The 24,650-nt window shown below is 68.2% G+C and carries 23 protein-coding genes; 8 read left to right on the top strand and 15 right to left on the bottom strand.

The features are described from left to right. The coding region (locus BLU09_RS33315) for a transposase (protein WP_341865194.1) at positions 1–323 on the top strand (323 nt) is incomplete at its 5' end. A gap of 166 nt (positions 324–489) precedes the next feature. After that, on the top strand, positions 490–1,050 hold the full coding sequence (locus BLU09_RS33320) for a hypothetical protein (protein ID WP_090494768.1): 561 nt from the start codon (positions 490–492) through the stop codon (positions 1,048–1,050). Positions 1,051–1,105: 55 nt separating this feature from the next. Here the strand turns inward: BLU09_RS33320 and BLU09_RS33325 are convergent, their stop codons facing one another. From BLU09_RS33325 to hflK, 4 genes are all read right to left on the bottom strand, one after another. After that, positions 1,106–1,786 (bottom strand): hypothetical protein, encoded by a 681-nt coding sequence (locus BLU09_RS33325; protein WP_244172249.1) that lies wholly within the window; start codon positions 1,784–1,786, stop codon positions 1,106–1,108. Further along, positions 1,774–2,685 carry an endonuclease/exonuclease/phosphatase family protein gene (locus BLU09_RS33330; protein WP_244172250.1) on the bottom strand — a complete coding sequence of 304 codons (912 nt, stop codon included), beginning with the start codon at positions 2,683–2,685 and terminating at the stop codon, positions 1,774–1,776. The genes BLU09_RS33325 and BLU09_RS33330 overlap by 13 nt, the downstream gene beginning before the upstream one ends. Positions 2,686–2,990: 305 nt before the next feature. After that, positions 2,991–3,932 carry a protease modulator HflC gene (gene hflC / locus BLU09_RS33335; RefSeq protein WP_090494773.1) on the bottom strand — a complete coding sequence of 314 codons (942 nt, stop codon included), beginning with the start codon at positions 3,930–3,932 and terminating at the stop codon, positions 2,991–2,993. Continuing rightward, the gene (hflK, locus tag BLU09_RS33340) at positions 3,929–4,978 is read right to left on the bottom strand and encodes an FtsH protease activity modulator HflK (protein WP_244172251.1); all 1,050 of its coding nucleotides are present in this window, start codon (positions 4,976–4,978) and stop codon (positions 3,929–3,931) included. The genes hflC and hflK overlap by 4 nt, the downstream gene beginning before the upstream one ends. Positions 4,979–5,160: 182 nt before the next feature. Between hflK and BLU09_RS33345 the strand changes: the two genes are divergently transcribed. Then, positions 5,161–6,207: an NADP-dependent oxidoreductase gene (locus BLU09_RS33345; protein WP_090494776.1), complete on the top strand. Its 1,047-nt coding sequence runs from the start codon at positions 5,161–5,163 to the stop codon at positions 6,205–6,207. Positions 6,208–6,270: 63 nt separating this feature from the next. On the opposite strand, the gene BLU09_RS33350 is transcribed toward BLU09_RS33345, so the two are convergent. Then, positions 6,271–7,215, bottom strand: a complete 945-nt coding sequence (locus BLU09_RS33350; RefSeq protein WP_090494778.1) for a DUF808 domain-containing protein — start codon at positions 7,213–7,215, stop codon at positions 6,271–6,273. Between the two features lie 262 nt (positions 7,216–7,477). On the opposite strand from BLU09_RS33350, the gene BLU09_RS33355 reads away from it, so the two are divergent. Next, complete coding sequence (locus BLU09_RS33355; protein ID WP_244172252.1) at positions 7,478–8,698, top strand: J domain-containing protein; 1,221 nt, start codon at positions 7,478–7,480, stop codon at positions 8,696–8,698. Positions 8,699–8,754: 56 nt separating this feature from the next. Here BLU09_RS33355 and BLU09_RS33360 read toward each other — a convergent pair whose 3' ends face one another. Then, positions 8,755–9,336, bottom strand: coding sequence for a sll1863 family stress response protein (locus tag BLU09_RS33360; protein ID WP_090494782.1), 582 nt, complete (start codon positions 9,334–9,336; stop codon positions 8,755–8,757). Between the two features lie 268 nt (positions 9,337–9,604). Between BLU09_RS33360 and BLU09_RS33365 the strand changes: the two genes are divergently transcribed. Then, positions 9,605–10,336: a DUF7873 family protein gene (locus tag BLU09_RS33365; protein ID WP_090494785.1), complete on the top strand. Its 732-nt coding sequence runs from the start codon at positions 9,605–9,607 to the stop codon at positions 10,334–10,336. Positions 10,337–10,747: 411 nt separating this feature from the next. Here the strand turns inward: BLU09_RS33365 and BLU09_RS38495 are convergent, their stop codons facing one another. The 3 genes from BLU09_RS38495 to BLU09_RS33375 form a co-directional block, all read right to left on the bottom strand. Then, the gene (locus tag BLU09_RS38495) at positions 10,748–10,933 is read right to left on the bottom strand and encodes a hypothetical protein (protein WP_143043244.1); all 186 of its coding nucleotides are present in this window, start codon (positions 10,931–10,933) and stop codon (positions 10,748–10,750) included. Beyond that, on the bottom strand, positions 10,899–11,471 hold the full coding sequence (locus tag BLU09_RS33370; protein ID WP_244172253.1) for a hypothetical protein: 573 nt from the start codon (positions 11,469–11,471) through the stop codon (positions 10,899–10,901). Before BLU09_RS33370 ends, BLU09_RS38495 begins: the two co-directional genes overlap by 35 nt. 79 nt (positions 11,472–11,550) lie before the next feature. Then, positions 11,551–12,861: an OmpA family protein gene (locus BLU09_RS33375; protein ID WP_244172254.1), complete on the bottom strand. Its 1,311-nt coding sequence runs from the start codon at positions 12,859–12,861 to the stop codon at positions 11,551–11,553. Between the two features lie 250 nt (positions 12,862–13,111). Between BLU09_RS33375 and BLU09_RS33380 the strand changes: the two genes are divergently transcribed. After that, positions 13,112–14,749 (top strand): fumarate hydratase, encoded by a 1,638-nt coding sequence (locus BLU09_RS33380; RefSeq protein ID WP_167371214.1) that lies wholly within the window; start codon positions 13,112–13,114, stop codon positions 14,747–14,749. A gap of 24 nt (positions 14,750–14,773) precedes the next feature. Here the strand turns inward: BLU09_RS33380 and BLU09_RS33385 are convergent, their stop codons facing one another. The 4 genes from BLU09_RS33385 to BLU09_RS33400 all read right to left on the bottom strand — a co-directional run bounded on the left by BLU09_RS33385 (position 14,774) and on the right by BLU09_RS33400 (position 21,783). Next, positions 14,774–14,998, bottom strand: coding sequence for a hypothetical protein (locus BLU09_RS33385; RefSeq protein ID WP_090494796.1), 225 nt, complete (start codon positions 14,996–14,998; stop codon positions 14,774–14,776). 52 nt (positions 14,999–15,050) lie between these two features. After that, positions 15,051–17,162 (bottom strand): M13 family metallopeptidase, encoded by a 2,112-nt coding sequence (locus BLU09_RS33390; RefSeq protein WP_090494799.1) that lies wholly within the window; start codon positions 17,160–17,162, stop codon positions 15,051–15,053. Positions 17,163–17,319: 157 nt separating this feature from the next. Then, a complete protein-coding gene (locus BLU09_RS33395; protein WP_090494802.1) occupies positions 17,320–20,637 on the bottom strand; it encodes a C45 family autoproteolytic acyltransferase/hydrolase in 3,318 nt (1,105 codons plus the stop codon). A gap of 147 nt (positions 20,638–20,784) precedes the next feature. After that, the gene (locus BLU09_RS33400; RefSeq protein WP_090494805.1) at positions 20,785–21,783 is read right to left on the bottom strand and encodes a hypothetical protein; all 999 of its coding nucleotides are present in this window, start codon (positions 21,781–21,783) and stop codon (positions 20,785–20,787) included. Positions 21,784–21,797: 14 nt separating this feature from the next. On the opposite strand from BLU09_RS33400, the gene BLU09_RS33405 reads away from it, so the two are divergent. Together BLU09_RS33405 and trhA are read left to right on the top strand one after the other, a co-directional pair. Then, positions 21,798–22,217 carry a VOC family protein gene (locus BLU09_RS33405; protein ID WP_090494807.1) on the top strand — a complete coding sequence of 140 codons (420 nt, stop codon included), beginning with the start codon at positions 21,798–21,800 and terminating at the stop codon, positions 22,215–22,217. 62 nt (positions 22,218–22,279) lie between these two features. After that, positions 22,280–23,050: a PAQR family membrane homeostasis protein TrhA gene (gene trhA / locus BLU09_RS33410; protein WP_090494809.1), complete on the top strand. Its 771-nt coding sequence runs from the start codon at positions 22,280–22,282 to the stop codon at positions 23,048–23,050. Between the two features lie 16 nt (positions 23,051–23,066). Here trhA and BLU09_RS33415 read toward each other — a convergent pair whose 3' ends face one another. Further along, the gene (locus tag BLU09_RS33415; protein ID WP_090494811.1) at positions 23,067–23,477 is read right to left on the bottom strand and encodes a hypothetical protein; all 411 of its coding nucleotides are present in this window, start codon (positions 23,475–23,477) and stop codon (positions 23,067–23,069) included. 91 nt (positions 23,478–23,568) lie between these two features. Continuing rightward, complete coding sequence (locus tag BLU09_RS33420; protein WP_090494813.1) at positions 23,569–24,462, bottom strand: 1,4-dihydroxy-2-naphthoyl-CoA synthase; 894 nt, start codon at positions 24,460–24,462, stop codon at positions 23,569–23,571. Positions 24,463–24,650 lie beyond the last annotated feature (188 nt).

Raw genomic sequence — 24,650 nt, forward strand, 5'->3', positions numbered from 1 at the left:
ACTCAATACCTCCGGTGAAGACTCCCTCGGGACAGCGACGCTTTCGACCGATGAAGGCTCATGGTGACAAGGCCTACGCCTCCAAGAAGAACCGGCGAGGGCTGCGCAGGCGCGGAATCGCCCCACGTATTGCTCGTCCTGGAGTGGAGTCCAAGGAGCGGCTGGGCCGGCACCGCTGGGTGGCGGAGCGCACGCAGGCCTGGAAGAACCAGTTCCGCCGACTCCGCGTCCGCGACGAGCGCAGGGCCGACGTTCACTTCGGCTTCCTCGTCCTCAGTTGCTGCGTCATCCTCCTGCGCAGCCTCTACCCTCACATTTGTTAGAAGCTCTTAGCCTGACATCCCGATGACGTGCGCCACGCCCAGGGCGCAATCATCCACACTTGCTGAATTGCTAGTCTTTCTCGTTTGAATTTGAATTAAATTCAAGACCAGTGCTAGTAAGAAATCGGCTTCGGCCAACCCCGCACAAACAACACAGGAGTAGTCCATGACGAGGAACGTGAAGCGTTTCCTGGCTGGCTCGCTGCTGTCTCTCACCCCGTCGATCGCTTTCGCCGGACAGATCGAACTCGACTTCCCCGACTTCCTCACCCAGCGCAGTGAGTACGTCAGCGTCCGTGAGGGCGCGGTGCAGCTCCCCGTGCGGAAGGGCCCCTCGGTGGAGTCTATCGGCCCTGCCGTTGAGGACTTCTTTGTCTCCAACCAGGCCGGCGTCGACCTCACCCTGGGCATCCAGATCCTGACGGGCACGTACAATGGCACCTGGAACACCCACCCCGTCCCCCCCGGCACCTATGGTGGGTTCCAGGTCGGCGCCCCCGCCCCCGCCCCGACGGTTGTCCAGCAGTACTACTACACGGTCGACCCGGTGAATCCCGCTGGCTCGAAGACCTGTGTCTGGCGCGTGGAAGTCACGGACAACGCCGGCACCTGCGGCGCGCAGGTCTTCTTCGGTACCTACGGCGGCGCCCTCTGCACTGTCGACGAGACCCAGTCGTCCATCGACCCGGTCACGTGTCAGACGCAGGTCGTCACCAACATGCAGTGAGTTGAATCGCGGTCCACCAGGGTCTCTCCGGGAGCCCCTGGTGGTGCGTAAACCGTCATCGGCGGTCGGCACGGCTCCAGCGGAACGTCAGCCCGGCATGACCGGTGGGCGGGCGGCGCCCACCGCTCAGGCCCAGGGGAAACTCGAGGCCCCCCTCTGCTCGCACTTCGAAGGAGGGGCTCAAGCGAAACCCGATCCCCAGGGAGCCCCCTGGTGAGAGCAGCAGGTTCGATCCATTGAACCGCCCTTGAAAGGCGGTGAGCGGTCCCGCGAAGGCACCTGTCAACGATGCGCCACCGGTCAGGGTCCACGCGCGGCTCAGCCGATAGTCGAGCAGCGTCTGTGCGCCAAGCCGGAGATTGACGGGCTCCGTGTAGTTGTTGGTGACAGGCACGTACCAGATTCCCGCGCTCGGAGCGACGGACCACGTCCACCGGGACTGCTCGATGAGCCGGTGCCGAGTTCCAAGCTCCAGGCCCAGCAACGTGAGGCGGCCGCCCCAATCCCAGTTCTCGCCAGCGCCCTTGCGGAAGGTGAGCTCGGGGCTGGGGAGGTACGCCTGTTCCCGCCCACGCTCGAAGGCCAGCGCGTTCAATGAAACGCCGACCTCTGTCGTCCCAACGGGGGTTGTCGCGGCGCGGATGTTCCGCGCACCGCTCAGACAGCCAGAAGCAAGAACGAGCGCCCCGCCCACCCAGAGTGCCCGTGTGCCGAAGCCTCGCATCATGGGGGCCATGCGAACCGCACCCAGACGGGATGGTGGTCGCTCCCCGCTGGGCGCCGGTCCACGCCGCGCTCCAGCGGAGCGAGCCCCTGGGCGAAGACGAAGTCGAGCGGGAGGCCGCCAATCACGGAGTCCACCGTGTCTCCCACGCCTTCCGAAGCCCATTGGAAGTCCCGCTCTGAAAACAGCTTCACCATCTGCCTCAGGCTTCCCGGGTCCGAGGTATTGAAATCACCGGCGATGACCTGCACGGGTCCCGTCCCCTCCATCGCGTCGATGATGGTCTCCGCCTGGTCCAGCCGCCCACCAAGCCCGACGATGGGCGTGGCGTTGTGCACGGAGGCCGTTTGAACCAGCGTCCCACCGATGTCCAACGTCGCAAGGACCGCGATGCGGCGGCGCTGATGGTACGGGTCGTCATGAGGAAGGTGGACTTTCCGGTCCGCGACGATGGGCCACCGGCTCAACAGCGCGTTCCCGAAGTCGTCGTCGTCCACCTGCACGGAGGCAGGGTAGTAGACGTAGGCCAACCCCAGCTCACTTGCGATGCGGTCGACGGACGCTGCGTCCATCTCCTGCATCGCGATGACATCCGCCCCCGCGAGCGGAGGCCTCGAGAGCGCGGTGATGGCCTCGGTGACCTTTTCGGCGAAGGACAGGTTGAACGTCACCACGGTGATGGAAGCGGGCGCCTCGGAGGCGACGGTACCCGGCTCCCGATGGTCGCCGCTGTACCGGGGGCCGCCCTCATCGGTGTAGTTCGCCGCGAGCGGGCATCCCGTAAGAAACGTGAGCAGGAGAAGCGCCCACGGCGGCGCGATGCGCAGCCGTTGAAGGGAGCCTGGCTGCCAGACGCCGTCTCTGGCGCCAGGCGCCTCCGCCGCGGCGTCGCGTGCGTCGTTGCATTTCAAGGACCCGTGCATCGCGCCACTGAACGAAGCAGCGCCCCAGAGATTCCTTCCACCACAGCGCCGACACCGCACCGCTCCCTCCAACGGGCGCAGAGCAACAGAGGGAGTGAACGCCTTGATGGAGCAGCCGCCTCATGGCCCAAGCCAACCAGGCAGCCGGATGCGGTGCTTGGAGAGATGCACTCAGCCACCTGCGGAGTGAGGCCAGTCCTCCACCTCGCTCGCGGCGGAACGAATCACCGCAAGTACGGCACGGAAGCGGGGCATCAGCGGCCAGGATGCCGTTGACGCCCCGCCCTTCCCGCCTACTTCTTGGAGCTGCTGCGCAGGTACCGGTAGAACTCGGACTCGCCGCCCAGGAACAGCGACGTGGAGCTGTCCACGACGTCCGGGTAGGCCTCCAGCGTCCGCATGAACTGGTAGAACTCCGGGTCCCGGCCGAAGGCCTCCGCGTAGATCTTCGTCGCCTCGGCGTCCGCCGCGCCAGTGACGTCCTGGGCCTTGCGGTAGGCCGCCGAGCGGATCTCCTTCAAGTCACGCTCACGCTGGCCCCGGACCTCCGCCGCGCGGCCCATGCCCTCCGAGCGGGAGCGCTCGGCGATGCGCTTGCGCTCGGAGATCATCCGCTCGAACACCTTCACCTGGACCTCGTCCACGTAGTTGATGCGACGGATCTGCACGTCGACCAGCTCCACCCCGAACTCCTTGACGATCTCCGCGGCCCGCAGCCGGATCTGGCGAGTGAGCTTGTCCCGGCCCTGGGCGACCTGCTCCAGCGACTCCGCCCGCTCCGTCTCGGCGGTGTACTCGTCGTCCTCGAAGGGACGGTTGGTGGAGCGGACCGCCTCGATCAGCGCGAAGGACGCGATGGTGTTGCGCGTCTCACCGTCGATGATGTCGTCGAGCCGGGACTGCGCGTTGCGCTCATCCCGCAGGCGCTGGAAGAAGCGCAGCGGGTCCACGATGCGCCAGCGACCAAAGGTGTCCACCCAGATGTACTTCTTGTCCTTGGTGGGAATCTGGTTCGGGTCACCGCGCCAATCCAGCCACCGCTTGTCAAAGCGGTTCACCGTGTCGACAAAGGGCATCTTGAAGTGGAGCCCCGGGTCCACGACGGACGCGCCCTTCGGCTCGCCGAACCGGGTGATGACGGCCTGCTCGTGCTCGCTCAGGGTGTAGGTCGCGGAGAAGCCCAGCACCACGGCCAGGATGGCCAATACGCCAAGGGGAATGACAAGGCGGCTCATCGGCGGCCCTCCGTCTGGCTCGCGCTCCCGGACACCGCGGGGTCGGTCGCCTGCATGTTCAACAGCGGCGTGAGCCCCTTGACGGACTCGTCCAAGACGACCTTCTGCCCGGCGCTCCGGAGCACCTGGCTCACGGTCTCCAGGTACATGCGGCGGCGGGTGACGTCCGGCGCCTTGCGGTACTCCTCGTAGACGCGAGCGAAGCGGTCCGCTTCACCCTTGGCGCGGTTCACACGTTCAATGGCATAGCCCTCGGCGCTGCGCAGCGCCTCCTCGGCCTCGCCCTTCGCGCGGGGGATGACGCGGTTCAGCTCGGCATAGGCCTCGTTGATGACGCGCTCCTTCTCCTGGATGGCCTGGTTCACCTCGTTGAAGGACGGCTTCACCGGGTCGGGCGGGTTCACGTCCTGGAGGACCACCTGCTGGATGTCCACGCCCGTTTCGTAGCGGTCCGCCAGGTCCTGGAGCAACAGCTTGGCCTGGGTGGCCACCGCCTGGCGGCCCGTGGTGAGGACCTCATTCACCGAGTGGTCTCCCACGACGGCCCGCATCGAGGCCTCGGAGATGTCCCGGAGCATGCCCTCCACGTTCTTCACCTTGAAGAGGTACTTGTACGGGTCCTTGATCTTGTACTGGACGATCCACTCCACCACCGCGACGTTGAGGTCACCGGTGAGCATGAGTGACTCGCGCTTCGTGTCCGATGTCTCCGCCGCATAGGCAGAGCCCACGCGCGAGCGGGAGGCCTCCGTGCGGAAACCGAACTCCGCCTTGAGCTGACGCTGCACCGGGACCTTCACGATGCGGTCCACCCAGAAGGGCATCCGGAAATGCGGGCCCGGCTCCACCGTTCCCACGAAGCGCCCCAGCCGGAGGATGACGCCCACTTCGTCCGGCTCCACCTGGGCGTAGCTGGTCATCAGCCCCACCAGCAGGAACAGGCCAAACACCGCGAACAGGATGCGGCGCCCGATTCCAGGCCCCAGTTGCCGCCGAAGCTCACGTAGGACGTCTGACGGCTCCCGCCCTCGTGGGTCGGAATTCATGACGCGAGGATTCCATGACATCCATCCGTCTTCCCCCGTACAGGCTGCTCATGCAAGGGGCGCCGCGAGAATTCCAGCCAGCCGGGCACCATGCGCAGCGCTCACGCGCTTGACCGGTATGGGCACGTCACTTCGGTCACTTCGATTGACGCTCCACGGCACGCTCATTAGGGAAGCCGCACTTGCCAGGGAGGAATCCGTTGAGGGACCTGACCAACCGACGAATCGTGCTCGCATCCCGGCCCGAAGGCCGGCCCACACGGGAGAACTTCCGCATCGAGGACGTCTCCGTACCGGAGCCCGGCGAAGGTGAGCTCCTGCTGAAGGTCCAGTACCTGTCGCTGGACCCGTACATGCGAGGCCGGATGAGCACCGCGAAGTCCTACGCCCGCCCACTGGACCTGGGCGAGGTCATCGTCGGCGGCACCGTCGCCCGCGTCGTCCGCTCCCGACACCCGGGCTACGCGGAAGGCGACATCGTCCTCTCCTACTCGGGCTGGCAGACCTACTCGCTGTCCAAGGGTGAAGGTCTGCGCAAGCTCGACCCGGCCGCCGCCCCAGTCTCCACCGCGCTGGGCGTGCTCGGCATGCCGGGATTCACCGCCTACTCGGGCCTCTTCACGATTGGACGGCCTCAGCCCGGTGAGACGGTGGTCGTCGCCGCGGCCAGCGGTCCTGTTGGCGCGACGGTGGGGCAGTTGGCCAGAATCAAGGGGGCGCGCGCGGTGGGCATCGCGGGCGGACCGGAGAAGTGCGCGTACGTGCGTGACGAGCTCGGCTTCGACGCCGTCGTGGACCACCGCGCTCCGGACTTCGCCGAGCGTTTGAAGGAAGCCTGCCCCAAGGGCGTGGACGTGTACTTCGAGAACGTGGGCGGCGCTGTCTGGGACGCCGTCTTCCCGCTCCTCAATCCGTTCGCGCGAGTCCCCGTCTGCGGCCTCATCGCCTGGTACAACAGCACGGGTCCCTTCGAGGGCCCGAACCGCCTGCCCCTCGTCATGCGCGACGTGCTCTCCAAGAGCCTGACGCTGCGAGGCTTCATCCAGACGGAGTTCGTCAGCCAGCTCCCGGATTTCTACCGGGACATGAGCGCATGGGTGCGCGAGGGACGCGTGCGCTACCGCGAAGACATCGTCAACGGGCTCGACCATGCGCCCGAGGCCTTCGTCGGGCTGCTGGAAGGCCGCAACTTCGGCAAGCTCGTGGTGAAGGTGGACGAAACGGCATGACGTCCAACGCGTGAAGCGCCGCCTGCGTGCCCGGAACACTCAGGCACGCAGGGGCAAACTGGCTCAGCTCGGCTTGGCCCGCACGGACTGGAACGCCCGCGTGGCGCCCGTCACCAGCAGAACGATGAGGCCACCCGCGATGATGCCGGCCACCGCGTTCATCAGAGACGGCACGAGCGCGCCCAGCAGTCCGCCAACGCCTGGCACCGCCGCAACCGCGGCGGTCGCGTGCTCGATGAAGTGATGCAGGGGCGCGATGCCGTGCGTGAGGATGCCGCCGCCCACCATGAACATGGCGGCCGTGCCCACGATGCCGAGCCCCTTCATCAGGTACGGCGCGGTGGCCAGGATGCCCCGGCCCAGGCTCCGCTTGATCCCGCCCTCCGCCTTCATCAGGTAGAGCCCCGCGTCGTCGAGCTTCACGATGCCCGCGACCAGGCCGTACACGCCCACCGTCATGAGGAGGGCGATGCCCGTCAGCACGGCGACCTGCATCCCGAAGGTCGCGGCGGTGAGCGTTCCGAGCGAGATGACGACGATTTCGGCGGACAAGATGAAGTCGGTGCGGATGGCGCCCTTGATCTTGTCCTTCTCCATGGCGACCAGGTCCACCGACGGGTCCGCCACTGCATTGATGCGTTCCTGCTTCTGCGCCGCCTGCTCCTCCTTGCCGTGCAGGAACTTGTGGGCCACCTTCTCGAAGCCCTCGAAGCACAGGAAGGCGCCACCCAGCATCAGCAGCGGGGTGATGGCCCAGGGCGCCAGCGCGCTGATGGCCAGCGCCGCGGGCACCAGAATCGCCTTGTTGACCATCGAGCCCTTGGCGACGGCCCAGACGACGGGCAGTTCGCGGTCGGCGCTGACGCCGGAGACCTGCTGGGCATTGAGGGCGAGGTCATCCCCCAGCACGCCAGCGGTCTTTCGGGTCGCGACCTTCGTCATCGCCGCGATGTCGTCCAGCAGGCTGGCAATGTCATCAATCAGGGTGAGGAGGCTGCTTCCGGCCACGTGGTTCGTCCTGGTGTAGAGGGCACGGGCGCGTCGCGAAGACGTCCCAAACCCTGGATATAGCCTGGATTAAGCGCGTCCACGCGGCTTCGAAAGCCACTCCCCCGGCTTTTCCCCCAACCCACCGCCATCCTCTTTTCCCTGGGTTCACCGAACAGGGCTGTCAGCAAGCGCGCTGGACCTGGCCGGCCGGATGGGGCATGCGTGAGGCCCACCCGCAACCCGAGCCCCACCCGGCCCGGCCATCCCGCGAGAGAAGTCCATGCGAGCCTGCCCGTGCTGCAGGGAGGTGCTGACCGCCGGCATCCTGGGCCTGGGCGTCCGCCGCCTCGCGGGAAGCTGCGAGGTTTGCGGCGACACGGTCTGCCAGGTGTGCCTGAGCACGCAGGTCCTGGAGGCCGGTGACTTCCGGCAACGCCCGGTGGCGCCCGGCCACGAGAACCGGAAGGCCCGGGGCCGTATCTGCCGCGCCTGCTGGTGGGAGCACCTGACGGAGCGGGGCATCAAGCCTCCGTTCCCCGCCCCGCCTGGACAACGCGAGCGGGCCGCCCACGCGGCGAGGTCATCCTGCCAGCACCCGGACGTCACGCAGGCCATGGGCTTCTGCCCCGGCTGCGGCGACGAAGTCGAATGGAAGGCCGAGCACGGCAACCCCGTCTGCGTGGCGTGCGAGGCACCCTCACACCCGCTCTTCAATCACTGCTGGGCATGTGGCGAGTCCTTCGACGAGGCCAACGCGCCCGAGCCCGTGGCCCAGGGCTACCGGCTCGAGTTCGACTGCGACGCGGATGACTGCACCGGGAAGCTGGCGTGGCTGATGCCCTACTGCCCGTGGTGCGGAGAAACGAAGCACTGGGAGCCCGCGAGCGGTGGCGACCTGGAGTGCACGGAGTGCGAGCACCGCCTGGACCGCGCGTGGGCCCACTGCGTGCGGTGTGGCGAAGAGGCCCCCCTGCCAGACGACTGTCTCCGGTGCGGCCAGGACCTGGACGATGCCCCCTCCGCCGCGCGCTGCGAGTCGTGCCGCAACATCGTATGTGGGGACTGCTTCGACACACGCGTGGTTCCATCCCCCTCCGGCGAGCCCCAGGAGCGGCTCCTCTGCACCACCTGCGGCGTGGGCTTCGACCGGCCCGCGCCTCCCGCCGAGCCTCCCGAGGAGGAGGAAGAAGCGGAGGCCGAGGACACCGCCGAGGACGCCGACGACGCGGACGACACGGCTGACGAGGAGCCTGAGCCTGAACCGGAGCCTCGCACCGAAGCGCCCCGCGCGCCTGAACCGGAACCGGTGGCGTCTGCCTGGGAGGTGCTGGGAATCACGCCCGGCACCCCGCTCACGGATGCACGGCGAGCCTACCTGTCACTGGTGGCCCAGTATCATCCGGACAAGGTCGCGCAGCTCGGCCCCAAGCTGCAGGCCCTGGCGCAGGAAGAAACGCGCAGGCTCATCGAAGCTTGGGAGTACGTTCGCAGGAAGACTTAACGCAATCCCGGAGCGAGGCCGGACCTCACCCGGTCCGGACCTCGTACCGTCCAGGTTCAGGCGTGAGAGGACGGCTGCACGTCCGCGCCCTCCCGAATCTTGTCGGAGCGCTCCCGCAGCTCTCGCCACGAGTCCTCGAAGTCCTTCTTCAGCTTCGACCAGTTCTCACCATGGCTGCTCATCAGTCGGCGCAGCGCGGACTCCGTGTCCTGGAGCGAGCGACGGATGAACTGGAGTTCCTGCCGCGTGAGCCGTGAGTCCTCGGCCCGGGACTGCGCGGCGGACGCCTCCCAACCATCCACCTGTGCGCCAAGCGCTCGAAGCTCCGCCTCACGCTTGCGCTCGTAGCCGGCACGGACGAGCGCCATCTTGGCGTCCATCTCGATGACGGCCTGGTTGGTGTCGTCGTAGGACTTCCGGAGTTCGGCCTTGCCCTGGTCGAAGTTCTGCGTCTGCCGCTTGCTCAGCTCCTCCAGCTTGATGCGGAACTGGTCGAAGACGCGGCGAATGCCGGACATGTCCTTGAGCTCGTCGCTCGCCTGGCGGACGTCTGCCTGCGCCTCCGTTTCGGCAATCCGGGCGTCGAGCCTCCGCTTCTCCGCGTCCATCTGCTTCACATAGGCCTCTTGCTCCGTCATGACGCGTGTCTCCTTCCGCGCGACCTTCCGGGCGCGGCGCTGTGCTGACGTCATGAATGAGGGCTCACCCCCATGGACGCACACACTGCGACGGACGAGGCCCGGGCGTCCGGCTCACCGGGCCAACTGCGGACGGAGCGTACTCCCGGCGGCTCGCTGCCCTCTTGAACTCCCCGAAAGGCCTGAATCCCCCATTGCATGTCAGGGCGAGACGCCATGCTGCGTCGAGGGCGACAACCCACTCTTCAGAAATATCGGAAGTACCGTCATGCCGAAGCTGAACCAGATCATCGCCGTCGAGAAGGGCGTCAAGAACCGCTCCCAGCAAGAGCTGACCCAGGCCCATCACGACCTCCAGAAGCCGCAGTTGCTCAGCGGCATCTCCCGCACGTATCAGCCCCGCGACGAGGAGGGTGAGCGCTTCCCCCCCGAGTCCACCCGCGTGCAGGTACGAACGCAAGACGTCCTCAAGAAGGCGCAAGAGATTCTCACCCGGCTCTTCGACGTCACCGCCACCAAGGACCTCACCAACTGTCACGCGAAGGCGGACGTGCGCGTGGATGGCCGGGTCCTGCTCAAGGGTGTTCCCGCCACGTATCTGCTCTTCCTGGAGAAGCAGCTGGTGGACCTTCACACCTTCGTGAAGAAGCTGCCCACGCTGGACCCGTCGGAGTCGTGGGTTCCCGACCCGGCGCAGGGCCTGTGGGCCACCGAGCCCGTGCAGACGGCGAAGACGAAGAAGGTCCCCCGCAACCACGTGAAGTCCGAGGCCACCGAGAAGCACCCGGCCCAGGTGGAGGTCTATTACGAGGACATCGTCGTCGGTTACTGGAAGACGGTGAAGTTCTCGGGGGCGCTCCCCGCCACGCGCATGAATGACCTGCTGGAGCGCGTGGAGAAATTGCAGCAGGCCGTCAAGTTCGCCCGCGAAGAGGCGAACGCCGTCGAGGTGGAGGAAATGAAGGCCGGCGAGGCCCTCCTCGGCTACCTGTTCGGCTAGAATCACAGCCGCAGACCTTTTGGAGTCCAGACTCAAACTCAGCAGCAACCTCACGCCGAGCGTTCTCCGGCCGTCCCCCAGTGCAGGTTCGAGCCCTGCCCCCGCCATTCAACACCACCTGCGGCGGGGTAGCCCAATCACGGTAGAGGCAGGCGGCATCACGAGCGCGCGAAGCACCCCAAACTCAAATTCTCACTCCAGACTCAGCATTCGCTGTCGCAGGCCCGATCAACCGTTCCCGCCCCCTCCCTCGTGATGCTGGTGCAATTCCAGCCCGCCGCTCCATTTTCCCTTACGCGGCGGTCGTTCAATCGCAGGACCCGAGGTCTCAACCGCAGGCAGGAACTTAAACGTGCGGGTCTCATCCATGGCAGCACCCCGAGCCCGGGCAGGAGGACACCCTGCTCGGGCTCACTCTTTTCCAGCGGCGCGGCGGGACTTGAGCGCCATCACCCCGGGTGAGCTGTACCCGATGCGCCGCGTGGTGGGCTCCGCCACCGCGCCAAAGAAGGCGGAGTAACCCCGCCGCCGGACCTGGCGGGCGGGGTCTCGCGGCGGGCGCTCAGTGGCGCCGGCCGTGGGGACGCCGGTCGTCACGGACTTCCCGCCGGGTCTGGTTCAGCTCCCGCTCCGCCACCTGGATGAGCTCCAGGATGAGCGTGCGCTTGTAGCTCAGGGCTCCGGGCTGCCGCAGGCCCTCGATTTCATCGAGCTCGCGGGCGATGGCCTTCCGGGTCCGCAGCGCGGCGTGCTCGGCGCGCAGGTCGTTCCGGGCGTCGGCCGCGGAGGCGCGACCCCACATGGTCGCCCGGGGGCCGCCCCACTGGGCCACGCGCGCATCCCGCCGGGTCCGCCGCGCCTGCGCCCAGTCCTTGGACAGCTCCCGCTCGCTCTCCGCCAGTTCGGCACGGAGGAGCTTGCGCAGACTGAACTCCACGTTCGCCATCTGCCGTTCGCTCCGGCTGCGCCACGCGGCGTCGAAGCGGGCCAGGAGGTTGCGCAGGTCCTCCAGGTCGCGGCGGTCATCGCGCAGCTCGCTCCGCTCCACGCGCGTGGGACGGGGGCCGTAACCCTGGGCCTGCGCACTGCCAGTGAGGAGAAGGGCTGCGACCAGCGCGGATGCGATGCGGTTCATGGGGTGCGTCCTCGTGAGCTCAGGGCCCGCCGTCGTGTTCATGAGGACAGACGCATGCACCGCGGCGCTATTCAGCCCCCTACTCCTTGCGCAGCAGCACGAACTCCACGCGGCGGTTCAGCTCGCGCCCGCGAGGCAGCAGGTTCGGCGCCTTGGGCCGGGTGTCACCCAGGCCCACCGTTTCGATGCGCGACGCGTCCAGTCCCGCGTCGACCAGGGCCTTGGCCACGGCTGCGGCGCGGGCTTCGGACAGCGCCTTGCGGGCAGCCGCCGCGGGGCGTTCGCGGTTGTCGGTGTGCCCTTCAATGCGAAGCCGGAGCTTCTCGTCCCGCACGAACATGTCCATCAGCAGGGCCAGTCCCGCGGTCGTTCCCTTGCGTGGCGCGGCCTGCTTCTCCGCGAAGCGCGGCATGCGCGGCAGCTCCACGACCTCCTTCTTCAGGCGGACCTTCTGGGACTTCGACACCGGTGCCTTCACCAGGGCGAAGGACACCGTAGGCACCGCCTCCCGGGAGAGCGTCACCTTTCGCGTCTGCGCCAGGTAGCCCTGGGACAGGACGTCCAGCCGGTACTCTCCGGGCGGCAGCATGACCTCCACCGGCTTGCGCGCCTTGCGGTCCACCATCACCCGCTGCGGCGCCCCGGTGGCGGACTTCACGTACACGGTGGCCGCGGCGGGCCGCTTCCCCGCGAGCACCTTCAGCAGCAGCTTCGCGGGCGCCACCGGCCCTTGCTCGGGCGCCTCCACCGTCTTCACGGGCGCGGCGACGGGCGGCGTCGGCGAGATGGGGGTCGTCACGGGGGGCGGGGTCGGCTTCGCGGGAGCCTGCGCCACCCCGGCCACGGGCGCACCCGCATCCGGCACGTCGGGAATGGCCACGTCCGCCATGGCGGCCGTCATCTCCGCCTTCACGTCATGAGACAGCTTCAGCTTCAGCCGGGGGTCCGGCGCGGTGGGGTTGATGGCGGGCAGCACCCGCACCCGCGCCCGCAGTCCGCGCTGCACCTGCACCGTCACCGACGCCGTCAGCTTCCAGAGGAAGCCGCTCTCCTCGCTGAAGAGGTTCCAGGACTCGTTGGCGTAGGTGACGTGCGAGACGAGCGTGTAGGAGCCCTCCTCCACCGTGAGCACCGCGAGCCGGTGCAGCCCGGGGCCGTTGAGCTTGTCCAGGCCGGGGATGGCCAGGGGCTGGCCGTTGACGAGGAAGTCCGCCTCCACCAGCTTGTAGCCGCGCGACGTGCCCGCTCCGGGCAGGCCCTCGAAGGAGATGACGATCTCCGGCGGCGGCGTCTTCACCATCTCCTGGAGCTGACGGTCCAGGTCCTCGCGCGCCCGCTGCTCCACGGCGGACGGCTCCGCCGCGCCCGCGGAGGTGGCGAGCAGGGCCATGAAAACCAGAAGGGGAACTTGAACGGAGATGGCGGCCACGGGGGCTCACAGCATCGCACAACCTGGCGGCTCCGCGAGTTGTCCGCCACCCAAGCTGACGACCAGCCGACCCTCGCCCACCATCCCTCCTCTGTCCATGTATCAGGCTGTATCTGGAGTGAAGGGACTTGTAGCTCCCATGCTGGGAGGTTTTCTCGCGCCACGAGTTCCAGCTACCCACGAGGGCCGCATCAGCGCTACGCCTACGGGTATGACCGACTTCCAGTTCCAGGACATGCTGCCGCTGGGCAAGGACGAGACGCCATACCGGCTGCTCTCCAAGGACCACGTCTCCACCTTCGAAGCCGGCGGACGCACCTTCCTCCAGGTCGCGCCCGAGGCGCTCACCCTGCTCACCCGCGAGGCCATGCGCGACATCGCGCACCTGCTGCGCCCCGGGCACCTGAAGCAGCTCTCCCACATCCTCGAGGACCCCGAGGCGTCGTCCAACGACCGCTTCGTGGCGCTGGAGCTGCTGAAGAACGCCAACATCGCGGCCGGCGGCGTGCTGCCCTCCTGCCAGGACACGGGCACCGCCATCGTCATGGGCAAGAAGGGCCAGTACGTCATCACCGGCGGCAATGACGAGGAGGCCATCTCCCGCGGCGTGTTCGAGACATACCAGACGTCGAACCTGCGCTACTCGCAGATGGCGCCGCTGGACATGTACAAGGAGGTCAACACCGGCAACAACCTGCCCGCGCAGATCGAGCTCTACGCGACGGACGGTGACGCCTACAAGTTCCTCTTCATGGCGAAGGGCGGCGGCTCCGCCAACAAGAGCTACCTGTTCCAGGAGACGAAGGCGCTGCTCAACCCGCAGAGCCTCCTGAACTTCGTGGACGCGAAGATCCGCTCGCTGGGCACCGCGGCCTGTCCGCCGTACCACCTGGCCATCGTCATTGGCGGCACCTCCGCCGAATACGCGCTGAAGACGGCCAAGTACGCCTCCGCGCGCTACCTGGATTCGCTCCCCACCGAGGGCAACAAGCTGGGCCGCGGCTTCCGCGACGTGGCGCTGGAGCAGGAGATCCTCAAGCTCACGCAGCGCACCGGCATTGGCGCGCAGTTCGGCGGCAAGTACTTCTGCCACGACGTGCGCGTCATCCGCCTGCCCCGCCACGGCGCGTCCTGCCCGGTGGCCATCGCGGTGTCGTGCTCGGCGGACCGGCAGATCCTGGGGAAGATCACCCGGGACGGCATCTTCCTGGAGCAGTTGGAGGCCGACCCGGCGAAGTACCTGCCGGAGACGACGGACGGGGAGCTGGGCGGCGAGGTGGTGAAGATCGACCTCAACCGCCCCATGAGCGAGATTCGCGCGGAGCTGTCGCGCTACCCCATCAAGACGCGCCTGTCGCTCAGCGGCCCCCTGGTGGTGGCGCGCGACATCGCCCACGCGAAAATCAAGGAGGTGCTGGACGCCGGCAACGGCATGCCCCAGTACCTCAAGGACTACATGGTCTACTACGCGGGCCCGGCGAAGACGCCGGAAGGCTATGCCTCGGGCTCCTTCGGCCCGACGACGGCCGGCCGCATGGACGCGTATGTGGACCAGTTCCAGGCCGCGGGCGGCAGCTTCGTGATGCTGGCCAAGGGCAACCGCTCCCCCGCCGTCACCGAGGCCTGCAAGAAGCACGGTGGCTTCTATCTGGGCTCCATCGGCGGCCCGGCGGCTCGGCTGGCCAAGGACTGCATCACCAAGGTGGAGGTGCTCGAGTACGCCGAGCTGGGCATGGAAGCCGTCTGGAAGATTGAAGTGGTGGACTTCCCGGCCTTCATCGTCGTGGACGACAAGGGCAACGACTTCTTCGCCAACATCAACAAGCCGTCGGCGGCGAAGAAGGCCTGAACGGGAGCCACCCGCCCTTGACGTTCAGGGCCGAGGCGGCTCCCCGTCCTTGGGAGCCGCCGTGGCGGAGGCGCGGCGCTTCGGGATGATGGAGCGCCGCGGCCCCTTGAGGGCCACGCCCAACAGCATGGTGGCAGGGAGCAGCATTCCCAGCCCCTGACTGAAGTTGTCAGGGGGCTTCACGATGGCCCCCAACACCAACACGGAGAACAGCAGGCCACAGACGAGCCGGACGGCGAGAGCGTTCACGCCTCCAGCCTAGACAGCCCGTGGCCGCTGTCCACCGGACCGTACCGCGGGGCTACCAGATCTTGACGCGCTGCTCGGGCGGCAGCCAGGTGGCGTCCCCCTCCTTCACGCCGAAGGCCTCGTAGAACTCCGGCATGTTCCGCACCACGCCGTTGACGCGGTACCGCGGCGGCGAGTGGGTGTCGGTCAGCAGCATCTGCCGCATGGCATCGTCCCGGTACAGGCCGCGCCAGATCTGCCCCCAGCCCAGGAAGAAACGCTGGTCGCCGGAGAAGCCGTCGATGACGGGCGGCGTCTTGCCCTGGGTGGACAGCTTGTAGGCCTGGTACGCCACGGTGAGGCCGCTCAGGTCGCCGATGTTCTCGCCCAGCGTGAGCTTGCCGTTGACGTTCATGGCCTCCAGCGGGCTGAAGCCGTTGTACTGATTCACCAGCATGTTGGTGCGCTGCTCGAAGCCCGACTTGTCCTCGGGCGTCCACCAGTCACGCAGGTTGCCGTCGCCGTCGGAGCGGCTGCCCTGGTCGTCGAAGCCGTGGCTGAACTCGTGGCCGATGACGCCGCCGATGGCGCCGTAGTTCGTCGCGTCGTCCGCCTCCGGATTGAAGAACGGCGGCTGGAGGATGGCGGCCGGGAAGACAATCTCGTTCATCGTGGAGCTGTAGTAGGCATTCACCGTCTGCGGCGTCATGCCCCACTCCTCGCGGTCGATGGGCTTGCCCAGCTTGCCCACCGCGCGCTGGTGATCGAACAGCTCGCCCCGGCGGACGTTGCCCACCAAATCACCGGCGACGATGTCCAACGACGAGTAATCCCGCCACTTGTCCGGGTAGCCAATCTTCACGCCGAACTTCTCCAGCTTGGCCTGGGCCTGCGCCTTGGTGGCGGGGCTCATCCAGTCCAGTCCGTCGATGCCCTTGCGGAAGGCTTCGCGCAGGTTGGCCACCAGCTCCTGCATGCGCTTCTTGGAGTCGGGGCTGAAGTGGCGCTCCACGTAGAGCTGGCCCACGGCCTCGCCGACGACCTCGTTCACCTGGGCCACGCCGCGCTTCCAACGCGGCCGGTTCTCCTCCAGTCCCTGGAGCGTCTTGCCGCGGAACTCGAAGTGCGCCTGCTCGAAGGCACTGCTGAGCAGCGGCGCGCGGGTGTCCAGCACCTTCAGCGCCAGGTACTGCTTGATGACCGGCAGCGGCGTGGACTTCAGCAGCCCGCCCAGGGCCTCCAGGTAGTCCGGCTGGCGGACGATGACGGAGGGCGTGGCCTCCGCACCGGACGCCGTGAGGAAGCGGCCCCAGGAGAAGCCCGGCGTCAGCGCGTCCAGCTCCGCGACCGTCTTGGGGTTGTACGTCTTCTCCCGATCGCGGTTGCGTGCCCGGTCCCACTGCTTCGCGGCCAGCGCCGTCTCGAACGCCATCACGTCCTGGGCGGCCTTCTTCGCGTTCTTCTCACCGGCCAGCGTGAGCAGCTTCTCGATGTAGGCCACGTACGCGGCGCGGACCTCGACGAAGCGCGGCTCCTGCTTGGTGTAGTAGTCCCGGTCCGGCAGGCCCAGGCCCAGCTGCGTGGCGTAGACGATGTAACGCGTGGCCTGCTTCTGGTCCTGGCCCACGAAGATGCCGAACGGCACCGGCACGCCTTCACGCAGCAGCGACGCGAACAGCTCCGGCAGCGCGTCCGCGCGCTTCACGGCCTTCACGCGCGCCAGCTCGTCGCTCACCGGCTTCAGGCCCAGCGACTCGATGTGCTGGGTGTCCATGAAGCTGTTGTAGAGGTCCCCCACCTTCTGTGCGGTGGAGCCGGGGTGGCGCTCCTTCGCCGCGGCGGACTCCTCGATGATGGCGCGCATGGCCAGCTCGGCCTTGTCCGCCAGCTCGATGAAGGTACCGTAGCGCGCGCGGTCCGCGGGGATGGACGTCGTCTTCAGCCAGTTGCCGTTGACGAAGGCGTAGAAGTCGTCCTGCGGCCGGACATCGCGGTCCAGGTGCTTCAGCTCCACGCCCAGCGAACGGACGGCTTCCGCAGAAGCGGCCTGGGCGGCGGGCACGGCCGGAGGAGGCGCGTCATCGGAGGGGGCCGGCTGCTGCGTGGTGGCACAACCGGTGAGGAGCAGGGTGCCCAAGGCGCTGCGGGCCCAGGCACGGCGGGAGAAGGTCTTCAGGGGGCTCAATGCGGCTCCGTGAGGAAGTGAGGGGCGGCGAATGCTGCCAGACGCGGAGGGTCGTCGTCCCTCCGGGCAGGCAGGAAAAACACCCGGGCCCGTCCCCTATTCCATGGAGCGGGCCCCACCCGCACCTTTCGCGCGGTGGGGCCCCTCGCAGCGTGCGCTAACGCTGCGGCTGGCCCAGCACCGGCGCCGGTACAGGCGTGGGCGTGGGCGCTGGCGCGGCGGGCGGGGCGACGGGCGTCACCGCGACGTCCTGGGCCAGTGCGTCCACGTCGTGGAAGCCCTTGGCGCTCACCTCGGCGCCCCGGTACAGGGCCCAGCCCGGCAGGCCGCGCTGGTAGGCGCGCGTCATGTGCCAGAGCTGAAGTCCACTGTTGGACACGAACAGGTACATCGACCGCTTCGGATTCCACGGGTTCGGCAGCGCGACGGCCAGGCCATCATCCGGGCGGCCGTACGTCTTGCCCTGCCAGCGGAAGTAGCGCCGCCCCAGCTCCACGGGGAGCTTCTTCTCGGCCGCCAGCCGCGCCAGCAGCGCGTTGTCCTCCGCGCCGCCGAAGAGGACCAAGTCCCGGTCCGCCAGCTCCGCGTCCGTCACCTCGGCGTCCGGCTTGATGGGCATCAGGTACTCCACGAACGCGTCCGCCAGCACCTCCCGGTAGCCCAGCGCCAGCGTGCGCATGGACTCCGTCTGGCGCGCCGTGCCGTGCACCAGGAGCAGCTTCTCCCAGGCGTCGAGCTGGTTCGACAGCGTCTGGTGGTGCTCGCGCGGCACCGGGATGTCATTGCCGGCGTTGAACACCACGCGGACGGGCGGCTCCGCCGTGCGGAAGGTGAACGTCTCGTTGAGGCCCTTCACCTCCACGCGCTCCAGCGTGGCGCCCTTCGCGGTGCGCACCTCCACCATCGCAACGAAGTGCCAGGGGCGCGAGCCGGGCTGCTCCACCTTCAGCGTCACCTCGTAGCCGTCCTTCACCTGCGCGGCGCTGGCTCGGATGCGCGGCTGCGGCAGTCCGGTCTGCTCCACCCACTGCGACACGAAGAGGCCCACGTCCCTGCCGGTGGCCTCCAGCACCGCGCGCTTGAAGTCCGCGGTGGTGACGTTCTTGTTGGCGTAGCGGCCATGCAGGGCGTTCATCGCCTTGGAGAAGTGGGCGTTGCCCAGCAGCAACCGGAGCTGGTGCAGCAGGAAGGTGCCCTTGATGCGCGGCAGCATGTAGGTGCCGTAGCGGCCGTAGTCCGTCTTCGCGGAGGCCGGCACCACGTCCGCCTCGCGCGAGGTGGTGAAGAGGTAGCGCGCGTTGAGGTCTGCCAGTGCGTTGCGCTGGTACTCGAAGGCCTTGTCGGACGTGTCTCCGTCCGCCGGCAGGTCCTTGAGCAGCTTCCAATACGCGGCGGTGCCGCTGACCAGCCAGTTCTCTCCGTCCGTCGCGGGGAACACGGTGTTGGCCCACAGCAGGGGCCTGCCGAAGACGAACGCGTCCTTCACCTTCGACACGTCGCGCTTGAGGGCGGCCGGCTCCGCGGGAGGCGTCCACCCCTTGCGCGCGGCCCCCAGCTTCTCCGCGACGAAGACGGGGCTGAAGGCCGTGTAGCCCAGCGACAGGTGCGGCGTGGCGCCGGGCAGATCGGGAATCCACCGGCCGCCCACCATCTTCTCGCGCAGCGTCGTCTTGCCGTAGTGGGCCAGGAACATCAGCTTCTGGGCCATCTCCGACGTGGTGACCTTGCCATCACACGCGTGGGGCCGGTTGATGGGGCTGGAGGCCATCATCCGGATGGCGGTGTCCAGGTCGAAGCCCTTCTTGCCGTACTTCGCGTAGTACTCCCAGAAGGCGATGTCGCGGTTCCAGGTGTTGAAGGACAGATCCACCGGAGCGTTGTCCGGGTTGGGCACGTACTCCTTGCGCACCTCCAAATCCCGGTTGTTGTTGTTGGCCCAGATGAAGTCCTTGAGATTGCCCGGCGTGTCCCCGGCCTGCCCCTTGCCGCCGGTGCGCCACAGGCGCGTCTTCTTCGTCCCCAGCAGCAGGCACGCGCCCTCGTCCGTCTTCGTGTCCGCCAACGTCCAGTCGTTGGTATAGAGGCCGTTGTTGCCGTCCTTCATGATGCGGGCGACGTCGTCGATGGACGACGCGTACTGCGCGGCCTTGCGGATGCGGTTGCTCTGGGGCGTGCCATTCATGTCGAACGGCGACTGACCCACCGTCGTCTCGCCAATGACGATGCCGGCGGCATTGACGTACCAGTCCGAGCCGCTGTGGATGCCACCCGGGAAGGTCTGCATCACGAAGCGGTGGCCCTTGGTGGGCTTCACGTCCAGCACCACGTCCCAGTGCACGCCCGTGTAGCCGCCCCACATGAAAATCTGTCCCATGATGGCGCGGCCATCCGGGGTGGCGGACCTGGTGGCCACGAAGGAGGAGCAGTGGTCCCCCTTCCCCGCCCGCTCCGCGTCCTCCTCCGCCTTGAGGAAGGTGCGGCCGGTGAGCGGCGTGCCCGTGGCCCGGTTCGCCTCGGCGAGCTGCCCCGCGTCCACGGCGGAGTTGAGCGTGACGATGTCCAGCAGGTCCAGCTCGCGGTCCTTGAACTTCGCGCCCGCCTTGTTGGCGCCGTCCGCGATGCCCTTCATCTCCTCCAGGAACTCCGCGTCGTACTTGCGCAGGAAGAGCGCGTCCGCGAGCAGCCGCTGGTGGTTCCACCCCTTGGAGGCGTCCGTCTTGTCCTTCTCGATGCCGAGCTTCTCCATGTAGCGGACGATTTCCTGCGGCACCAACTGGCCGAACTGGTGGCCCCGCTCGTAGGGCTCGCCCTCGATGTGGACGTAGATCCACCCGCCCTCGTCATAGCGGAAGCCCTTGCCGGCCCAGCGCACCGACTCCAGCGGAATGTAGGCGGTGATGTCGTCCACCTTCTCGATGCGGACGTCGTCGAACCAGGCGGTGCCCGTGGCCTTGCCGTTGCGGCCCAGGTGGAGCTGCACCCGGTCCGAGGACTGGGTGGCGAAGAAGAGCACCGACGCGCGGCCTCCCGCTTCCGCTGCGGGCGCGGGTGAGCAGTTGGTGAAGGGGAAGCTCTTCATCGACAGGCAGGCGCCGTGCGCCGTGGGGTAGCGCGCCTGCGGGTCCGTCTGGACGCCGCGCGTGCGCACCCAGGCGCTGAGCCGATAGAGCTGGCCCACCTGGAGCTTCATCGCCTCGGACTCCACCGTGGTCTCGGCGCCGCCCACCGGGTTCTCGATGGCCAGGCCCCGAGCGCCCTCCACCTTCGCCGCGGCGCTGCCGGATGCCTTCCCCTGCCCTCGGGACTTCCAGAAGGCGGGGAGCGAGCCGGAGCCGCCCGCAATCTCGAAGTTCCCGTTGGGCACGGCGACGGGCGTGGAGGCGGGCGCGGCGGCCCAGGAGGGTGCCGCGTGAAGCGTGCTCGCGGACAGCAGCAGCGCGCCAAGCAGCTTGGACGTCATGCGTAAGGAGGACATGAGGCTCCCAGCCCGGCAGGGACACCGGGCGACGGGTAGAGGTGGCCGGGGCGCATGACACCCCCGCCCTCCCCGAGCGTCAATCGCGATACTCCACGACACGGCGATGACGCACGGCGGCTACCGCGCTGTCCGCCCGTCCGTCCCTCAGCGAAGGACCCAGGCGCTCGTGCGGAGCAGTAGCCGGGCCGCGCGCCGCACGGCGTCCACCCGGCGCGCCGCGGTCGCTGGCGGGGTGACGGGCGCATCCCAGTCGAAGGTGCGGAGCCGGTTCAGGAAGCCCTGTTGGACGCAGCCCTCCAGGCTGAAGACGTGGAGGTCATGCGTCCAGCGCACCGCCAGACGCAGGTCGCGCGAGAACTCCGTCCAATCCAGGGGCTTCGCGGCGAAGGCGCCGGGCAGCTCCACGCCCCCGCCGGTGATGCCCACCGCCAGGGACTGACTTCCGGGCCCGTAGCTCCAGAGCACGGAGGGGCCATGGGGCCGCAGGAAGCTGGTGTAGAGCATGAGGACCTCACGGTCCGCCGGCAGATCGAGCACCCCCGCCAGCCGCTGCACCAGCGTGGAGCGCGACTCCCGCTCGTCCACGATGATGGGGAACTGGTAGGCATCCACCCGGTAGCCGTCCGCGCGGATGCGCTCCATCAGCCGCGCGTACCCTGCCCTCGCGTCCCGGACGCGGCGCCCCTGCACGAGCCTGGGCAGGATTTCGCCCAACTGCCGCCACCCGCCTTCCATCCACCGCCGCAGCTCGCGGATGTCCGGCTCGATGTCCAGCCCCACGCCCTCCCACGCCAGGTGGTGCTCGGCCGTCCATGCCTGGAAGGCCTCGTAGCGCGCCGTGGCCTGCGCCACGTTGCCCGCATGAAACCAGTAGCCTTCATCGGTGGGCAGCAGCAGCCACGCCGTGACGGGAATCCCCATCCGGTTCAGCCGCTGGACCACCTGGGCCCGCTCCGGCCCCAGGTCGAGCAGGCCCAGGCTCACCCCGGCCTCCAGCGCCGCCAGGTCCTCCACGACGCCAGGAGTGGCGAATAGCTCACGCAGTGGCTCCGCCTCCAACTCGCAAAAGAAGGTCAGCATGTGAGGTTTCATGTCAGCCTCGCGCCTCCCCGCGCACCGCTCGACGTCCGTGCGCCATATCACCGTGAAGGAGCCACATGGAGTTCCACAAGGGCCGGCTGTTCGATCACGTCCATCTGCGCGTCCAGGACCTCGATGCCAGCAAGCGATTCTATCGCGCGGTGCTGGACGTGTTGGGCGTGCCCTTCTTCAGCGAGAGTCCCCACCACTTCTCCGCCGACGAGCTGTTCGTCGACCGGGTGGCCCCCGGGACGCCCCGCTCCGAGCGCGGCGTCCATCTGGCCTTCCAGGCGAAGGACCGGGAGACCGTCCACCGGTTCCACGCAGCGGCGCTCGCCGCGGGCGGCCGGGACAACGGGGCGCCGGGTGAGCGCAACTACCACCCCGGCTATTACGGCGCGTTCGTCCTGGACCCGGATGGGAACAACATCGAGGCCGTGTTCCATGGCCCGGTGACGCGCTCGGCGGAGTCCGTGGTGATGAAGCCGGCGTTCTGACGCGGGGCGTCTGCCTGGCTGCGAACCGGCGGTGGTGTCTTCCGGTTCGCACCCGCGGCCGTATTCCGCTGGACGCTCGGGCGCTCCGGGCGTCAGAAGCTGGACGGGATGTCCCGCGCGCTGACGCGAGGGTGACCTGCGATGATTACGAGCAGGTCATGGCGTCTCCAGATGGCACCGACACCCTGCTCCTCATCGAGAGCGTCAAGCCCCGGCTCCGAGGTGTCTCCCACGCCGTGGCCTTCGTGGCGGCGCTGCTCGGGTGCATCCAACTGGCGCTGATGCCAGTGCGCGGCCCCCAGTACCTGGCCGACCTCGTGTTCGGTGGCAGCCTGGTGCTGATGTTCGGCGTGAGCGCCACCTACCACCGCTTCACCTGGGGCATGGACGCGTACCGGCGCATCCAGCGCTTCGACCACGCGGCCATCTACATCCTCATCGCGGGCTCATTCACGCCCATGGCCACGCTGGACACCACGGGTGACACCAGCCTGTACCTGCTCTGGTTGATGTGGATCGCCGCGCTGACGGGCGCGAGCCTCACGCTCCTGGGCGTGCACACCTCGCGAGGGCTGCGCTCCGCGCTCTACGTCGCCCTGGGCGCCGTGGCCACGCCGGTGATGCTGCGGCTCCCCGAGGTGATTGGCTCCGGGCGCGTCGCGTGGCTCGTGCTGGGCGGGGTGCTCTACGCCGTGGGCGCGGTCATCTATGCGCGCCGCTGGCCCGACCCGATTCCCACCGTCTTCGGCTACCACGAAATCTTCCACCTGCTCGTCGTGGCCGCGGCGGGCGTGCACTACGCCGTCATCCTGGACATCGTGGGCGGCGCCTGATGCCGGCGTGACGGCGCTATCGCCGGTGGCAGCGGTCGTAGGGCCATTCCCGCTCGCGCTCGCAGCGGACGAAACAGGCGTAGCAGTCTCCCGCCCACCGTCCCCGCCCCGCGTCCTTGCACCGGGCATGGGTGTCCACGCAGCGCCGCTTCCATCCCGCCTTCGCGCCGTCGTCCCGGCTCGCCTCGCGCTCCTTCGCCACGGCCTGGATTTCCGCCAGGTACACGACGGCTTCCGAGGCCGAGAGACCGCACAACTCAGGTTGCGCCGGATGACGCTGGAGGCAACACGAGATGGTGTCGAGACACGTCGTGGCGGGCGTGGAGGCTTCGCGGCGGTTGACTGCGCCCGTGGCACTGCTGGAGCAGCCCATTGCCAGGCTCGCGAGCACGATGAGGAGGGACGCGGAGAGGTTCGTCTTCGGCATGGAAGAGGCCTAGAACACGAGGCCCCTTCCACCGACCATCACCCTGGATGGGTATTCCCAGGGCGTCCGCGCCGCCTCGGCGTCCGCGGTTTCAGTACGACCAGGGGAAGCGCTTGAAGTCGCGCTTGCGCTTCTGGACGAAGGCGTCGCGGCCTTCCTGCGCCTCGTCGGTGCCGTAGGCCAGGCGCGTGGCCTCGCCTGCGAAGAGCTGCTGGCCCACCAGTCCGTCGTCGGGCAGGTTGAACGCGTACTTCAACATCTTGATGGCCGTGGGGCTCTTCGTGTTGATCTCCGCCGCCCACTCCAGCGCGAACTCCTCCAGCTGCGCATGGGGCACCACGGCGTTGACCATGCCCATCTGGAAGGCCTCCTCCGCCGAGTAGTTGGCGCCCACGAAGAAGATCTCCCGCGCCCGCTTCTGACCAATCTGCCGCGCCAGCAGCGCCGAACCGTAGCCGGCGTCGAACGACGCCACGTCCGCGTCCGTCTGCTTGAACACCGCGTGCTCCTTGCTGGCGATGGTCATGTCACAGACGACGTGGAGGCTGTGCCCGCCGCCCACGGCCCAGCCCGGAACCACGGCGATGACGGCCTTGGGCAGGAAGCGAATCTGCCGCTGGACCTCCAGGATGTGGAGGCGGCCCAGGCGCGCGGGGTCGGACTCACCCTCCTCGCCCTCGTACTGGTAGCCGTCCTTGCCGCGGATGCGCTGGTCACCACCGGAGCAGAAGGCCCAGCCGCCATCCTTGGGCGACGGCCCGTTGCCCGTGATGAGCACGCACCCCACGTCCGTCATGAAGCGCGTGGCCTCCAGCGCGCGGGACAGCTCATCCACGGTGCGGGGCCGGAAGGCGTTGCGGACCTCCGGGCGGTTGAACGCGATGCGGACCGTGCCCTGGTCCACCGCGCGGTGGAAGGTGATGTCCTTGAACTTGAAGCCCTCGACGGCCTTCCAGCGCGCCGGATTGAAGATGTCCGAGACCATGGTGTTCTCACTCGGGGGAGAGAAGTGGATGCGCGCGGACCCTAGGCGCAGCGGCAGCGCCCGTCCAGGGATGCGCGCGCAGCCCGCACGGGCGCCATCTGTCCGAACCTCGCGGAAGTTCTCAGACCCTGGCCTGAGCGCTCCGTCGGGTGCCCTACAGCGACACGCGGCAGCACCCGGGCCCTGCT

Origin of the sequence: Myxococcus virescens (assembly GCF_900101905.1) — a bacterium.
Taxonomy (GTDB): domain Bacteria; phylum Myxococcota; class Myxococcia; order Myxococcales; family Myxococcaceae; genus Myxococcus; species Myxococcus virescens.

Excerpts from the sequence above, each read along its gene's own strand:
- BLU09_RS33320 (WP_090494768.1), top strand. The coding sequence starts at position 490 with ATGACGAGGAACGTGAAGCGTTTCCTGGCTGGCTCGCTGCTGTCTCTC.
- BLU09_RS33325 (WP_244172249.1), bottom strand. The coding sequence starts at position 1,786 with ATGGCCCCCATGATGCGAGGCTTCGGCACACGGGCACTCTGGGTGGGC.
- hflC (WP_090494773.1), bottom strand. The coding sequence starts at position 3,932 with ATGAGCCGCCTTGTCATTCCCCTTGGCGTATTGGCCATCCTGGCCGTG.
- hflK (WP_244172251.1), bottom strand. The coding sequence starts at position 4,978 with ATGAATTCCGACCCACGAGGGCGGGAGCCGTCAGACGTCCTACGTGAG.
- BLU09_RS33355 (WP_244172252.1), top strand. The coding sequence starts at position 7,478 with ATGCGAGCCTGCCCGTGCTGCAGGGAGGTGCTGACCGCCGGCATCCTG.
- BLU09_RS33360 (WP_090494782.1), bottom strand. The coding sequence starts at position 9,336 with ATGACGGAGCAAGAGGCCTATGTGAAGCAGATGGACGCGGAGAAGCGG.
- BLU09_RS33365 (WP_090494785.1), top strand. The coding sequence starts at position 9,605 with ATGCCGAAGCTGAACCAGATCATCGCCGTCGAGAAGGGCGTCAAGAAC.
- BLU09_RS33370 (WP_244172253.1), bottom strand. The coding sequence starts at position 11,471 with ATGAACCGCATCGCATCCGCGCTGGTCGCAGCCCTTCTCCTCACTGGC.
- BLU09_RS33375 (WP_244172254.1), bottom strand. The coding sequence starts at position 12,861 with ATGGCCCTGCTCGCCACCTCCGCGGGCGCGGCGGAGCCGTCCGCCGTG.
- BLU09_RS33380 (WP_167371214.1), top strand. The coding sequence starts at position 13,112 with ATGACCGACTTCCAGTTCCAGGACATGCTGCCGCTGGGCAAGGACGAG.
- BLU09_RS33395 (WP_090494802.1), bottom strand. The coding sequence starts at position 20,637 with ATGTCCTCCTTACGCATGACGTCCAAGCTGCTTGGCGCGCTGCTGCTG.
- BLU09_RS33405 (WP_090494807.1), top strand. The coding sequence starts at position 21,798 with ATGGAGTTCCACAAGGGCCGGCTGTTCGATCACGTCCATCTGCGCGTC.
- BLU09_RS33415 (WP_090494811.1), bottom strand. The coding sequence starts at position 23,477 with ATGCCGAAGACGAACCTCTCCGCGTCCCTCCTCATCGTGCTCGCGAGC.
- BLU09_RS33420 (WP_090494813.1), bottom strand. The coding sequence starts at position 24,462 with ATGGTCTCGGACATCTTCAATCCGGCGCGCTGGAAGGCCGTCGAGGGC.